The sequence below is a fragment of the Mesorhizobium sp. M4A.F.Ca.ET.022.05.2.1 genome, from assembly GCF_003998845.1.
Lineage (GTDB): Bacteria > Pseudomonadota > Alphaproteobacteria > Rhizobiales > Rhizobiaceae > Mesorhizobium.
Map to the genome: position 1 here is coordinate 1 of NZ_RZOJ01000160.1, position 12,081 is coordinate 12,081.

Genomic DNA, 12,081 nt, shown 5'->3' on the forward strand with positions numbered 1-12,081 from the left:
GCGGCGGATGCCGTAGCGCTCGAGCAGCACGCGCGAGACGCGCGTGTCCTCGCAGGCGACGATGTCGGCGGCGGCCAGCGTCTCCAGCGCGCGCAGCGTGATGTCGGCGAGATTGCCGATCGGCGTCGCCACCAGATAGAGCGCCGGCCCCAGCGGCCGCGCCGGTATCTCGGTCTGCCCGATCACATAGCTGCGTTTGTCGCTGGTCACCCTGGGCCCTCCATCCAGCCTGTTTGGCACGGCTGATGTCCGGTTGCAAAACGTGACGAGGACGTAATGTGGCCGCCATGCCTTTGCCATACTGCGGAACGAAACCGTGACCGGCGAATTCTATCGGTGAGTCTCGTTTGTCTGTGAGTCTCGGGGAGGCACAGGATGGATAGCCTGAAGATTCAGGACGTTTTCGAGCCCTACTATGCGGGCCGCAAGCGTTTCGCCATGCGAAGGGACAAGAGCCTGCCGGCCAGCGCCGATGGCGCCGCCGGTAAAACCGAAGCCAGGAAGCGGCGTTTGCGCCGCCGGCCGAAGACCAGACTCAAGGCCGAAACCGACAGCACGACGGAGCACTGACCGGACGATGCCCAATCGCTTCGATATCTTCATCAGCCGTCTCGAAACCAAAACCGCCCGCGAAAGCGTGCCGCTATCCCCGATAAGCGACCAGCACCGCCCCCGCCGCGATAAGGAAAACGCCAAGCCAGTTCGCTCCGGAGAGGCGCTCGCCGAGAAAGACCGCGCCAAACACCGCCACAAGCACGACGCTTAGTGCGGTTGCGACGGGCGCGGACGGCTCTCGAACGCGGGGGGGGACGGCGGTATCCCTTAGAGATACCGCGGCACTTTCGCTTCCAGAAGCTGCACCAACTCGGGGTCCATGAATTCATAGTCGTCCGGGATGTCGAGGCAGATTAACCGCGCCTTCTTCAGGCTCGACCGGAATTTCTTCTGCAGCTTGGCGCGGTGCGCCTTTTCCATCACGAAGATGATGTCGGCCCAGGCGACGAGCTCATGCGTCAGCGGATTGTCGGCGTCGTGATTGGTGCCGGCGGATTCGACCTCGATATCCCTGCGTTTGGAAAACACCTGCTCGGCCGTCGGGCTGCGCAAGCGGTTCTGGCTGCAGAGGACGTTCTTCAAGGGTTATTACTCAAGCATGATCTTGTCCGAAAACCGGTATCACTTTCGGGCTTAGCGCGCCAGGTCCGCCACCACGGCATCCAGCACGATCATCCCGGCCGTCGTCGCCCGCAGCCGCGAATTGCCGACCGGCGCGACAAGCCCTTCTTCCTGCAGCACCGCCAGTCGCGCGCTTGACAGGCCGCGTCCGGAAAACGCCTCGTAGCGCGACAGGTCGATGCCTTCGGCCAGCCTCAGCCCCATCAGCAGGAACTCGTCGGCCTCTTCCGAGCGCGTCAAAATCTCGCCGCCGGTGACGCCATGGCCCCTGGCCTCGACCAGATTGGCCCAGGTCTCCGGCATCCTCTCGGCGATCGTCACCGTGCGGCGGCCGTTCTCAACGAATCGGCCATGCGCGCCGGGGCCGACGCCGACATATTCGCCGTAGCGCCAGTAGGTCAGATTGTGCCGGCTTTCCGCGCCAGGCCTGGCATGGTTGGAAATCTCGTAGGCCGGCAGCCCATGCGCGGCGGTCACCTCCTGCGTCAGCGCGTAGAGATCGGCGGCATGGTCGTTGTCGGGAATGGTGAACTTCTTCGCCGCGTGCAGCGCGTGGAACGGCGTGCCTTCCTCGATCGTCAGCTGGTAGAGCGAAAGATGGTCGGCGGCATGGCCGATCGCCTGCTCGAGCTCGGCCTGCCAGCCCTCCGGCGTCTGGCCCGGCCGGGCATAGATCAGGTCGAAGGAGAGGCGCGGAAAGATCTCGCGGGCGAGACCGATGGCGTGCAGCGCCTCCTCGACATTGTGCAGCCGGCCGAGGAAACGCAGATCCTTGTCGTTCAGCGCCTGCACGCCGAGCGACACCCGGTTGACGCCCGCCGCGCGGTAGCCGCGGAAGCGTTCGGCCTCCACCGAGGAGGGATTGGCCTCCAGCGTCACCTCGATGTCGCTGGGCACCGTCCAGTTCCTTGCCACGGCGTCCAGCACGGCGGCCACCGTTTCCGGCTTCATTAGCGACGGCGTGCCGCCGCCGAGGAAGATGCTGGTCACCTCGCGCGGCCCGGTGCGGGCGCGCATCGTCGCCAGTTCCGCCTCGAACGCGCGCGCAAAGCGTTCCTGGTCGACCGGCTGGTGGCGGACATGGCTGTTGAAGTCGCAATAGGGGCATTTGGCCGCGCAGAACGGCCAATGGATATAGACGCCGAAGCCGGGGCCGCGGTCGAGCAGCATCTCAGGCCGAGCCCAGCCGCGCTTTGGCGAATTTCTGGAAGGCGCGGGCGCGGTGCGACAGCGCCGTCGGCTGGCCGGGCTTCCAGCCGTGCTTTTGCTCGGCGCTCATCTCGCCGAAGGTCTTTTCGAAACCATTGGGCAGGAACACCGGATCGTAGCCGAAGCCGAGCGTGCCGCGCGGCGGCCACACCAGCGTGCCCTCGGCTTCGCCGCGATAATATTCGGCCTCGCCGTCGGGAAACGCCAGGCAGATGACGGCGACGAAACGGCCCGTGCGCTGCGCGGCTTCAGCCGCGCCGACCTCCTGCATCGCCACTTCCGTGCGCTGCATGGCCATGCCGAAGTCGCGGCTGCCGTCGGGCGTCTCGGCCCAGTTGGCGGTGTAGACGCCGGGCGCGCCGTCGAGCGCGTCGACGCAGAGGCCGGAATCGTCGGACAGCGCCGGCAGGCCGGTCGCCTTGGCGGCAGCGTGTGCCTTGATGTAGGCATTCTCCTCGAAGGTGGTGCCGGTTTCGTCCGGCTCGGGCAGGCCATATTCCTTGGCCGATTTCGCCTCGAAGCCGAACGGCGCCATCAGGTCGGCGAACTCGCGCAGCTTGCCTTCATTGTGGCTGGCAACGACGATTTTGTGTCCGTTGAGCTGATGCATCAGAGGCCCCAGATCCTTGGCTCGGCGAATTCGATCGAATTGCCCGAAGGGTCGCGAAAATAGATCGAGCGCCCGCCTTGCGGCCATTCGAAGTCGCTTTCGATGGCGACATCTTTCGCCGCGAGGTGCTGGCGCCAACCGGCAATCTCCTCCGCGCTCGCGGCAAAGCAAAGATGGCCCTCGCCCACCGTGCCATGCGGCGGCACCTTCAGCCTGGCATCGGGTGCCGGCGGGATCTTGGTCGCCTCGGCGTTGAACAGCAGCAGCACGCCCGTCCCGCAGCGGAAGAAGACGTGGCGGCCTTCGACCTTGGCGATCAGGTCGAGGCCGAGCACGTCGGCATAGAATTGCTCGGCAGCGTGCAAGTCGGTGACGTAGAGCGCTGATTCCAAAATTGCCGAGGGTGTCACGAGGCACCCCCCTCTGGCCTGCCGGCCATCTCCCCCTCAAGGGGGGAGATTGGCAGTTCTCGTGCCGCTGCACCCCTTGCACCGCCGATAATTGGCGAAGGCCGGCCGTATATCCAATCTTGCCCCTTGAGGGGGAGATGGCCGGCAGGCCAGAGGGGGGTGCCCAGGCTCGGCATTCGAAACCTACGCCACCGCCATCTGCTGCAGGCTGACCAAGCGCGAAATGCCTTTCTTGGCGAGGCCCATCAGCGACGCGAACTGCTCCTCCGAGAACGGCTCGCCTTCCGCCGTGCCCTGGATCTCGACGATACCGCCCTTGCCGGTCATGACGAAATTGGCGTCGGTGCCGGCCGAGGAATCCTCGAGATAGTCGAGGTCGAGGACCGGCTGGCCGTCATGGATGCCGCAGGAGATCGCCGCGACATGGTCCTTCAGCACCTTGGCGACGCTGGCCATCTGCCGCGCCTCCATCCAGCGCAGGCAGTCATGGAGCGCCACCCAGCCGCCGGTGATCGAGGCGGTACGGGTGCCGCCATCGGCCTGGATCACGTCGCAGTCGACAGTGATCTGCTGCTCGCCCAACGCCTGCAGGTCGACCACGGCGCGCAAGGAACGGCCGATCAGCCGCTGGATTTCCAGCGTGCGGCCGCCCTGCTTGCCGGTTGAAGCCTCGCGCCGCATGCGCTCGCCGGTCGAGCGCGGCAGCATGCCGTACTCGGCCGTCACCCAGCCCTTGCCGGAATTGCGCATCCAGGCCGGCACTTTTTCCTCCAGGCTTGCCGTGCACAGAACATGCGTGTCGCCGAACTTCACGAGGCACGAACCCTCGGCGTGCTTGGAGACGCCGCGCTCGAAGGAGATGGCGCGCATTTCGTCGGCTTGGCGTTTGGAGGGGCGCATCAAGGCCTCTTTCTTCTTTCTTTTGGTTTTCAAGGATTCGTTGGCGGCTTGTAGACGCATGCGGCGCATGGCGCAAAGGAAAATGGACCGGGTTGCGCGGGCACGGCCTAAGTCTATATTTGAGCAGGAGGTTTTGGCTCGAATGACCAAGGCAGTCGATCCGGCATCGCAGTCGCCCGCGCTCCAGTCGCTTGATATGCGCTCGCGCGATATCTTCCGGCGCATCGTCGAATCCTATCTCAGGGATGGCGAGCCGGTCGGCTCGCGCAGCCTGTCGCGCATCCTGCCCTCTTCGCTGTCGCCGGCCACCATCCGCAACGTGATGAGCGATCTCGAGCATCTCGGCCTGATCTATGCCCCGCATATCTCGGCCGGCCGTTTGCCGACGCAGACCGGCCTGCGCTTCTTCGTCGACGCCTTTATGGAGCTTGGCGACCTCTCCGACGAGGAGCGCCGCATCATCGAAGCGCAGGTGCGCGCCTCCGGCTCGGGCGCCACGCTGGAGCATATGCTGACCGAGGCCAGCCAGATGCTGTCGGGCATGTCGCGCGGCGCCGGCCTTGTGCTCGCCGCCAAGAACGAGGTGGCGCTGAAGCACATCGAGTTCATCCAGCTGGAACCCACCAAGGCGCTGGCCGTGCTGGTGTCGCAGAACGGCGACGTCGAGAACCGCGTCGTCGACCTGCCCGCCGGCACCACCGTCTCGCAGCTGCACGAGGCCTCCAACTTCCTCAACGCCCATATCCGGGGCCGGACACTGGCCGAGGCGCGCGTCGAGATCGCCCGCATCAAGGACGAGACCAGGGCCGCCCTCGACACGCTGTCGCAGGACCTGGTCGAAAAGGGCCTGGCGGTCTGGGCTGGCGCCGAAAGCGGCCTGCCGGCACGGCTCATCGTGCGCGGCCGCGCCAACCTGCTCGAAAACGTCACCGCCCAGGCCGACATCGAATTGCTGCGCCATCTGTTCGAGGATCTGGAGACGCAGGACGGGCTGCTGCAACTGCTCGACCTCGCCGAGGAAGGGCCCGGCGTGCGCATCTTCATCGGCTCGGAAAACAAGCTGTTTTCGCTGTCCGGCTCGTCGCTAGTCGTGGCGCCCTATCGCGATAAGGACGCCCGTGTCGTCGGCGCACTCGGCGTCATCGGTCCGACGCGGCTTAACTATGCCCGCATCGTGCCGATGGTCGACTATACGGCGCAGCTCATTTCGCGCATGCTGCGTTAGGTGTGAGGCCGGCCTGCAAATGGCGATCTCCCGCGCTTCCGGTGCTCACGTACTTCAAGTACGCTCCGCTCCGGTTCTCGGAGACCACCATTTTCGACCCGGCCTGACCGGATCTCAGTACACCTAGGCAGTGGAGGAGAAGAAAAATGGCGCTGGAATCGCTCAAGGCCCAGATCAGCCTGCTGCTCGAGGAAATGGTCAACCAGCCCGAGGACCAGCACGAGATCCAGGAGCAGCTGCGCGAGAAGTTGCAGGAATTGCGCGCCATGGGCCTGCCGCTGCCGGCCGATCTGGTCGCGTTGGAAAGGCGCCTGGACGATGATTTCTATGCGGAAGGCAGCTGAGCACCCACACTACCACCCTTAAGTTCACCTGTGCCCCCTTCGTTGCGGAACGCCGGTCTGATTTTTCCGTTTGTCCCGTACCTGGCCTTGACTGACCATGGCCAAACCAACCCTGGAGGACGGTATGATCCGGTTTGCCAGTCTTGCGGGAGTTGCCATTCTCGTCGCCACCGCAGCGCTTGCGGACCAGCCGGTGTTGACCGGCAGCAAGGCTTTCGGCGACTGGAAGGCCGACCGTCCGGGAGTGCGCCGGCTGATCAAGCCGCAGGACCTGCCGGCGCCCTACCGCACCCGCTCGTCATCGAACGGCCCGGGCGTTGGCGATCGTCCCGAAGGGGTCAAGCCGCTTCTACCGCCCGGCTTCTCCATCGAACTCGTTGCTTCCGGCATCGACAATCCACGCGTCGTACGCGTGGCACCCAATGGCGACCTGTTTGTCGCCGACAGCAAGGCCAACCAGATCCGCGTCTATCGCCTCGCCGATGGCGGCGCGAGGCCGGCGCAGCAAGCCATTTTCGCTGAAGGGTTGACCCGGCCCTATGGCATCGCCTTCTACCCGTCGGGCGACAGGCCGCAATGGGTCTATGTCGCCAACAGCAACAGCGTCGTGCGCTTCGCTTACCGCGACGGTGACCTGAAGGCGCAGGGCAAGCCGGAAACCATCGTCCCGGACATCCCCTCCAGCCATCACTGGACGCGCGACATCATCTTTTCGCCTGATGGCAAGACGCTCTACCTGTCGGTCGGATCGGGCTCCAACGTCGCCGAGGACATCGGCGCCGAGCCGGAAGGCGGGCTCGCGCAATGGGCGGCGTCGGCACCGCTCGGCGCGAGCTGGGGATCGGAGGAAGGGCGCGCCGACGTTCTGGCCTTCGATCCGGACGGCAGGAACCGGCGCAGCTTCGCCACCGGCCTGCGCAACTGCTCCGGCATGACGGTGCAGCCTCAGACAGGCGCGCTCTGGTGCGTCGTCAACGAGCGCGACGGGCTCGGCGACAACGTGCCATTCGAATATGCGACGACGGTCAGGCAAGGCGGCTTCTATGGCTGGCCCTGGTATTACATCGGCGCCAACGAGGACCCGCGCCACAAGGGCGCGCGCCCCGACCTTGCTGGCAAGGTCACTGTTCCCGACGTGCTGATGCAGGCGCATTCGGCGCCGCTCAGCATCGCCTTCTATGACAAAAAGAGCTTCCCGGCCGAGTATCAGGGCGATGCCTTCGTCGCCCTGCACGGCTCCTGGAACCGCGGCGTGCGCACCGGCTACAAGGTGGTGCGGCTGAAATTTGAGGATGGCAAGCCGACCGGCGCGTATGAGGATTTCGCCACCGGCTTCGTCATCTCCGACGACGATGTCTGGGGCCGGCCGGTCGGCGTCACTGTCGCGAAGGACGGCGCGCTGATCCTCACCGAGGACGGCAACGGCACCATCTGGCGCGTCACCTATGGCGACGGCCGGTCCTGATTGAGCCGGCCTGGGGAATCCTGTTGGGGCCGCCTCGGGTTGACCCGGCGAGATCTGGTGCAATCGAATCCAGTCCTCAGGAAATTCAATTCCATTCGGATGTATGCGACAAGGCGCACTCATCTGGACCGAAAGCCATGACGCTCACCGGATTTGTCGCTTACAGCGCCGCCCTCGGCATCGCCGCTGCCATTCCGGGCCCCGGCGTCACCGCGCTTGTGGCGCGGGCGCTGGGTTCCGGCTTCCGTTCGTCGCTGGCGATGTCGTTTGGCCTGATCCTCGGCGATCTCACCTATCTCACCGCCGTCATGCTCGGTCTTGCCTTCGTCGCGCAGACTTTCGGCATGGTTTTTCTCGCCATCAAATGGGCCGGCGTCGCCTATCTCGCTTTCCTCGGCTGGCGCTTCTGGACCAGCGGCATCACGCCGGAGACTGTCGAGGCGCGAAAGGGCAAGGGCGGGCTCGTCGCCTCCTTCCTTGCCGGCCTCACGGTGACGCTCGGCAATCCGAAGACGATGATCTTCTACCTCGCCATCACGCCGACCATCGTCGACCTGAAGACGATCACGCTGGCCGACTATGGCATCCTCGTCGCGCTCACCGTCATTGTCCTCTTGGTCGTGCTGGTGCCCTATCTGGCGCTCGCTGCGAAGGCGCGCTGGTTCCTGAAGTCGCCGCGCGCGCTGAGGGCGCTGAACCGCACGGCCGCCGGCTTCATGGTCGGCGCGGCGGCGGCGATCGCGGCCAGGCAATAGAGCACCCGTCTCATCGCGCTTCCGTTTCGGCCAAACCATTCCGGAAACAAGCCGATCCGGAAAATGCTTTTCCGGGGCGGCAGCGTTTTCAGCACGCGCGCCACTCGGATATTTTCGACCGGCAGCCTATCTTGCGCGGCTGAAAGCCCTATTCTGTCGCTGATGCAATTGCCTGTCCTGGGAGCGAAACAATGAACAAGCCCGTCACCTCCGCGCGCGTGCCCGGCCGCGGCCGCGTCTTCAATTCGATCACCGAGACGATCGGCGACACCCCCCTGGTGCGGCTCGACAAGTTCGCGAAGGAAAAGGGCGTCGTCGCCAATCTCTTGGCCAAGCTCGAATTCTTCAACCCGATCGCCTCGGTCAAGGACCGTATCGGCGTTGCCATGATCGAGGCGCTGGAAGCCTCTGGCAGGATCGCCCCCGGCAGGACGACGCTGATCGAGCCGACCTCCGGCAACACCGGCATTGCGCTCGCCTTCGCCGCCGCCGCCAAGGGCTACAAGCTGATCCTGACCATGCCGGAGACGATGTCGGTCGAGCGGCGCAAGATGCTGGCGCTGCTCGGCGCCGAGCTGGTGCTGACCGAAGGTCCCAAGGGCATGAAGGGCGCCATCGCCAAGGCCGACGAGCTTGCCGCCACCTTGCCCGACGCCATCATCCCGCAGCAGTTCGAGAATCCGGCCAACCCCGAGATCCACCGCCGCACCACGGCCGAGGAGATCTGGAACGACACCCAGGGCGAGGTCGACATCTTCGTCGCCGGCATCGGCACCGGCGGCACCATCACCGGCGTCGGCCAGGTGCTGAAGAAGCGCAAGCCCTCGCTGCATGTCGTCGCCGTCGAGCCGGAGGCTTCGCCGGTGCTGTCCGGCGGCCAGCCCGGCCCGCACAAGATCCAGGGCATCGGCGCCGGCTTCGCGCCGAAGATCCTCGACACCACGATCTATGACGAGATTGTCAGGGTCTCCAACGAGGATTCCGTCGCCAATGCGCGGCTTGTCGCCCGCCTCGAAGGCGTGCCGGTCGGCATCTCGTCGGGCGCCGCGCTGCAGGCGGCGATCGTCGTCGGCTCGCGGCCAGAGAACAAGGGCAAGACCCTGGTCGTCGTCATCCCGTCCTTCGCCGAACGCTACCTGTCGACCATCCTGTTCGACGGGCTGGGGGCGTAAGCCTCCTCAATGAACGGTCGCGGGACGCTGGACCGCTGAAAAAACCCGTGTGGCGTCCGCGCCGCGCTTGAGCGCGGCACCGCTTCCAGTGCAAACCTCCACCGGCCCCGCGCGGGCGGTTGGGAGGGATTTGATGTACAGACTTTACACACGCCCCGGCAGCGGCGGCTTCGTCGTCGAGGCGGCGCTTGCCCTGGCCGGCGCGCCGTTTGACCAGATCGACGTGCCGAAGAAGGACCCGCCCGACCAGGCCTTCCTCGACATCAGCCCGTTGAACCAGGTGCCGGTGCTGACCTTGCCGGACGGCCGATCGATCACCGAGTCGGCGGCGATCTGCATCCTGCTCGCCGAGCGCCATCCGGAAGCCGGGCTGGCGCCGGCGGCGGGTTCGCCCGGCCGCGCCGACTTCCTGCGCTGGATGGCCTTCATGTCGTCGGTCCTCTACCCGGCGGGGCTGCGCTACTATTATGCCCATCGCTACACCGTGACGCCGGACGGCGTGGAGGCGGTGAAACAGGCCGCGCTGAACGAGACGGAGCGCGGCTTTGCCATCCTCGACAAGGCCCTCGCCGGCCGCGACTGGCTGGTGGGCGAGCAGCTATCGCTGGCCGACATCTACCTGATCATGCTGGTGGCCTGGCATCCCGAGATCGGCAAGGTCGCCGCTGCCTGGCCCGATATCGAGCGCCTGTGGGCCAGGCTGCGCGATCATGAGCTGATCCACAAACTGAATGCCGCCCACGCGATGTGGTGAGCGGCCTCTTAACCAGGTGCCGGGAAAAGGCCATCATAGCAGGCCGGAACCTTGTCCTGGAGAGAGCCCATCGAGCAGGAAGCCGAGGCCTTTCCGGAAAGCACCATCCCAAATGGAAGAGATGGGAGTTGGCTGGCGACGCTCTAATCGCGCCGCGGCCTAGTTGCTGCCCGCTGTGAGCTTCGCCCGCTTTTCCTGCAGGAAGCGGCGCACGGCCGGGTCCCGTTCGAGGCCGATCGCGCGGTCGTAAGCCTCGGCCGCCAATCCGGTCGTGCCGAGCCTCGCCAGCAGGCCGGCGCGGGCAGCCCAGTAGGGCTGATAGTCATCCAGCCGCTTGTCGTCACCCAGCACGTAAAGCGCTGCCAACCCGGCCGCAGCGCCCTCATCCTCGGCGATCGCCACGGCGCGGTTGATCGCCACAACAGGCGAGCCGGCGAGGGCCAGCAGCGCGTCGTAAAGCTGGCGGATCGCTGCCCAGTCGGTGCGGCCGCCGCGCCGCCGCGCCGTGTGGGCCGATTGCACGGCCGCCTCCAGCTGGTAGCGGCCGATGATCCCCTTGGCGGCGGCACGTTCGAGCAGGTCTTCCGCCTCGTCGATCAACGTGTCGTCCCAGAGCGCGGTGTCCTGCTCGGCAAGCGGCACAAAGTCACCTTCCGGGCTGCGTCGCGCCGCCCGCCGCGCTTCGGCAAACAGCATCAGCGCCAACAGCCCTACCGCCTCCGGCTCGTCCGGCATCAGCGAGGCCACCAGCCGGCCGAGCCAGATGCCCTCGGTGGCGAGGTTGCGGCGCCGCGTCTCGGTGCCGGCAGGATCGGTCCAGCCTTCGGCGAAGGCGGCGTAGATCGCCTCCAGCACCGCGTCCAGCCGCTCGCCGAGCTTGGCCCGCTCCGGCACCCGGAACGGAATGCCGATCTCGCGGATCCGGGTCTTGGCGCGCACCAGGCGCTGGCCCATCGTCGCCGGCGAGACCAGGAAGGCCGAAGCGATGGTCGCCGCGTCGAAGCCAAGGATGGTCTGCAGGATCAGCGGCGCGCGCACGCTGGCCTCGATCGCCGGATGGGCGCAGGCAAACATCAGCCGCAACCGTTCGTCCGGCAGCTCTTCGTCGGTCATGCGGGCCTCCACCTCCTCGGCGATCAGCTTGAGATGATCGCGCGCCGCCTCGCCGGTTTGCCGCCGCCGCACCGCATCGACGCCCCGTCGGCGCGCCACCGCGAGCAGCCAGGCGTCCGGCTTTTCGGGCACGCCGGTCTGCGGCCAGCGCTCGAGCGCCGCCGCGAAGGCATCCGCCAGCGCGTCCTCGGCGCCGGCGACATCGCGCGTGCGCGCCGCGAGAAAGGCGACCAGCTTGCCGTAGCTTTGCCGGGCGGCCGCTTCCGCCGCCGCCCGCGCGATCTCCGGTCGATTGTCCATCACTGGGTCAATTCGCGGAGGGATAGTCGCTCATTTCCCAGATCGGTCGCACCTCGATCGTGCCGGCGCTGGCGCCCGGGCAGCGCGCCGCCCAGGCGATGGCCGCGTCGGCGTCCTCGGCCTCGATCATGTAGAAGCCGGCGAGCTGCTCCTTGGTGTCGGCATAGGGGCCGTCGAGCACATTGGTCTTGCCGTCGGACGTGCGCACCGCCGTTGCGGATTGCGTCGGCCGCAGCCGGTCGCCGGCGAGCCAGGCGCCGGATTTCTTCAACGCCTCGGTATAGGCGCCATAGGCGGCGCTGATCTCGTAGGTCTTCTCGCTCGGCGCGGTCGCCATCGCGGCTTCGTTCGCGTAGATCAAAAGCATGTATCGCATGGTCTTCTCCCGTTTTCTCGAAGGCCGCGTCATCGCCGGCCTGACCAATGTCGCCTGGGCCAGGCGGATTTCGACAGGTGCTGCGAAAATCTTTCGACCCGCGCGGCGCCTTGCGCAAGCGGGCGGCGATGATCCGTGAATTTGCGAGGATTGTCGGGAGGCCGAATCTCGCCGCCGGCCAGGCTCCGACCAGCCCTGGCGGGATTCTAGCCGATCAGCCGCTCCCGCAGTTCCGGCGACGGGATCTCGCAGCTGCCCGTCCTGCCGAACAG

Annotated in this window: 15 protein-coding genes and 1 pseudogene; 7 read left to right on the forward strand and 9 right to left on the reverse strand. The window is 66.2% G+C overall.

Annotated elements, in window-relative coordinates; genetic code table 11:
• Positions 1-210 (reverse strand): SAM-dependent methyltransferase (locus EN745_RS18215; RefSeq protein WP_245487763.1); only part of this gene is annotated, 210 nt, incomplete at its 3' end.
• 165 nt (positions 211-375) lie between these two features.
• Here EN745_RS18215 and EN745_RS18220 point away from each other — a divergent pair.
• Positions 376-570, forward strand: a complete 195-nt coding sequence (locus EN745_RS18220) for a hypothetical protein (protein WP_127421922.1) — start codon at positions 376-378, stop codon at positions 568-570.
• Between the two features lie 73 nt (positions 571-643).
• On the opposite strand, the pseudogene EN745_RS18225 reads toward EN745_RS18220, so the two are convergent.
• From EN745_RS18225 to rph, 6 genes and pseudogenes are all read right to left on the reverse strand, one after another.
• Positions 644-784 (reverse strand): annotated as a pseudogene (locus tag EN745_RS18225) (EamA family transporter); the annotation flags it as partial.
• A gap of 38 nt (positions 785-822) precedes the next feature.
• Positions 823-1,137 carry a low molecular weight protein tyrosine phosphatase family protein gene (locus EN745_RS18230; protein WP_127421923.1) on the reverse strand — a complete coding sequence of 105 codons (315 nt, stop codon included), beginning with the start codon at positions 1,135-1,137 and terminating at the stop codon, positions 823-825.
• Between the two features lie 51 nt (positions 1,138-1,188).
• Positions 1,189-2,346: a radical SAM family heme chaperone HemW gene (gene hemW, locus EN745_RS18235; protein WP_127421924.1), complete on the reverse strand. Its 1,158-nt coding sequence runs from the start codon at positions 2,344-2,346 to the stop codon at positions 1,189-1,191.
• Between the two features lies 1 nt (position 2,347).
• Positions 2,348-2,995 (reverse strand): RdgB/HAM1 family non-canonical purine NTP pyrophosphatase, encoded by a 648-nt coding sequence (gene rdgB / locus EN745_RS18240; protein ID WP_127421925.1) that lies wholly within the window; start codon positions 2,993-2,995, stop codon positions 2,348-2,350.
• Positions 2,995-3,405 (reverse strand): VOC family protein, encoded by a 411-nt coding sequence (locus EN745_RS18245; protein WP_127421926.1) that lies wholly within the window; start codon positions 3,403-3,405, stop codon positions 2,995-2,997. The genes rdgB and EN745_RS18245 overlap by 1 nt, the downstream gene beginning before the upstream one ends.
• Before the next feature lie 183 nt (positions 3,406-3,588).
• Entirely contained in the window at positions 3,589-4,305 is a 717-nt protein-coding gene (rph, locus tag EN745_RS18255; RefSeq protein WP_126057284.1) for a ribonuclease PH, read from the reverse strand.
• 142 nt (positions 4,306-4,447) lie between these two features.
• On the opposite strand from rph, the gene hrcA reads away from it, so the two are divergent.
• From hrcA to EN745_RS18285, 6 genes are all read left to right on the forward strand, one after another.
• Positions 4,448-5,530, forward strand: a complete 1,083-nt coding sequence (gene hrcA, locus EN745_RS18260; protein ID WP_126057283.1) for a heat-inducible transcriptional repressor HrcA — start codon at positions 4,448-4,450, stop codon at positions 5,528-5,530.
• A 146-nt stretch (positions 5,531-5,676) separates the two neighbouring features.
• Positions 5,677-5,874, forward strand: a complete 198-nt coding sequence (locus EN745_RS18265) for a hypothetical protein (protein ID WP_127421928.1) — start codon at positions 5,677-5,679, stop codon at positions 5,872-5,874.
• Between the two features lie 124 nt (positions 5,875-5,998).
• A complete protein-coding gene (locus EN745_RS18270; RefSeq protein WP_127421933.1) occupies positions 5,999-7,339 on the forward strand; it encodes a sorbosone dehydrogenase family protein in 1,341 nt (446 codons plus the stop codon).
• Positions 7,340-7,476: 137 nt separating this feature from the next.
• A complete protein-coding gene (locus EN745_RS18275; protein ID WP_127421929.1) occupies positions 7,477-8,094 on the forward strand; it encodes a LysE family translocator in 618 nt (205 codons plus the stop codon).
• A 191-nt stretch (positions 8,095-8,285) separates the two neighbouring features.
• A complete protein-coding gene (gene cysK, locus EN745_RS18280; RefSeq protein WP_126057280.1) occupies positions 8,286-9,266 on the forward strand; it encodes a cysteine synthase A in 981 nt (326 codons plus the stop codon).
• 133 nt (positions 9,267-9,399) lie between these two features.
• Positions 9,400-10,020, forward strand: coding sequence for a glutathione S-transferase family protein (locus EN745_RS18285; protein WP_127421930.1), 621 nt, complete (start codon positions 9,400-9,402; stop codon positions 10,018-10,020).
• 159 nt (positions 10,021-10,179) lie between these two features.
• Here EN745_RS18285 and EN745_RS18290 read toward each other — a convergent pair whose 3' ends face one another.
• Both EN745_RS18290 and EN745_RS18295 read right to left on the reverse strand, forming a co-directional pair.
• Positions 10,180-11,433 (reverse strand): RNA polymerase sigma factor, encoded by a 1,254-nt coding sequence (locus tag EN745_RS18290; RefSeq protein WP_127421931.1) that lies wholly within the window; start codon positions 11,431-11,433, stop codon positions 10,180-10,182.
• Between the two features lie 7 nt (positions 11,434-11,440).
• Positions 11,441-11,809 (reverse strand): YciI family protein, encoded by a 369-nt coding sequence (locus tag EN745_RS18295; protein WP_127421932.1) that lies wholly within the window; start codon positions 11,807-11,809, stop codon positions 11,441-11,443.
• Positions 11,810-12,081 lie beyond the last annotated feature (272 nt).

Coding starts and splice junctions, on each gene's coding strand:
- EN745_RS18220 (WP_127421922.1), top strand. CDS start 376: ATGGATAGCCTGAAGATTCAGGACGTTTTCGAGCCCTACTATGCGGGC.
- hemW (WP_127421924.1), bottom strand. CDS start 2,346: ATGCTGCTCGACCGCGGCCCCGGCTTCGGCGTCTATATCCATTGGCCG.
- rdgB (WP_127421925.1), bottom strand. CDS start 2,995: ATGCATCAGCTCAACGGACACAAAATCGTCGTTGCCAGCCACAATGAA.
- rph (WP_126057284.1), bottom strand. CDS start 4,305: ATGCGCCCCTCCAAACGCCAAGCCGACGAAATGCGCGCCATCTCCTTC.
- hrcA (WP_126057283.1), top strand. CDS start 4,448: ATGACCAAGGCAGTCGATCCGGCATCGCAGTCGCCCGCGCTCCAGTCG.
- EN745_RS18265 (WP_127421928.1), top strand. CDS start 5,677: ATGGCGCTGGAATCGCTCAAGGCCCAGATCAGCCTGCTGCTCGAGGAA.
- EN745_RS18270 (WP_127421933.1), top strand. CDS start 5,999: ATGATCCGGTTTGCCAGTCTTGCGGGAGTTGCCATTCTCGTCGCCACC.
- EN745_RS18275 (WP_127421929.1), top strand. CDS start 7,477: ATGACGCTCACCGGATTTGTCGCTTACAGCGCCGCCCTCGGCATCGCC.
- cysK (WP_126057280.1), top strand. CDS start 8,286: ATGAACAAGCCCGTCACCTCCGCGCGCGTGCCCGGCCGCGGCCGCGTC.
- EN745_RS18285 (WP_127421930.1), top strand. CDS start 9,400: ATGTACAGACTTTACACACGCCCCGGCAGCGGCGGCTTCGTCGTCGAG.
- EN745_RS18290 (WP_127421931.1), bottom strand. CDS start 11,433: ATGGACAATCGACCGGAGATCGCGCGGGCGGCGGCGGAAGCGGCCGCC.
- EN745_RS18295 (WP_127421932.1), bottom strand. CDS start 11,809: ATGCGATACATGCTTTTGATCTACGCGAACGAAGCCGCGATGGCGACC.